Below are 400 nucleotides of genomic sequence, written 5' to 3'. Positions count from 1 at the left end.
CCTAAAAGTGTAGCGAATGCCATCATTGCCGCATGTGATGAAGTCCTGAACAACGGAAAATGCATGGATCAGTTCCCGGTAGACGTCTACCAGGGCGGCGCAGGTACTTCCGTAAACATGAACACCAACGAAGTGCTGGCCAATATCGGTCTGGAACTGATGGGTCACCAAAAAGGTGAATATCAGTACCTGAACCCGAACGACCATGTTAACAAATGTCAGTCCACTAACGACGCCTACCCGACCGGTTTCCGTATCGCAGTTTACTCTTCCCTGATTAAGCTGGTAGATGCGATTAACCAACTGCGTGAAGGCTTTGAACGTAAAGCTGTCGAATTCCAGGACATCCTGAAAATGGGTCGTACCCAGCTGCAGGACGCAGTACCGATGACCCTCGGTC

Annotated in this window: 1 protein-coding gene; it reads left to right on the top strand. The window is 50.2% G+C overall.

The window, feature by feature from the left end; genetic code table 11:
- Positions 1-400: lyase family protein (locus WCE05_RS26295; RefSeq protein ID WP_368816880.1), on the top strand; the 400-nt coding region annotated here is incomplete at both ends.

It is taken from the genome of Pseudomonas sp. I2 (genome assembly GCF_040984075.1).
In the GTDB taxonomy this organism is placed as follows: domain Bacteria; phylum Pseudomonadota; class Gammaproteobacteria; order Pseudomonadales; family Pseudomonadaceae; genus Aquipseudomonas; species Aquipseudomonas guariconensis_B.
This window is presented reverse-complemented; position numbering and strand designations above follow the sequence as displayed.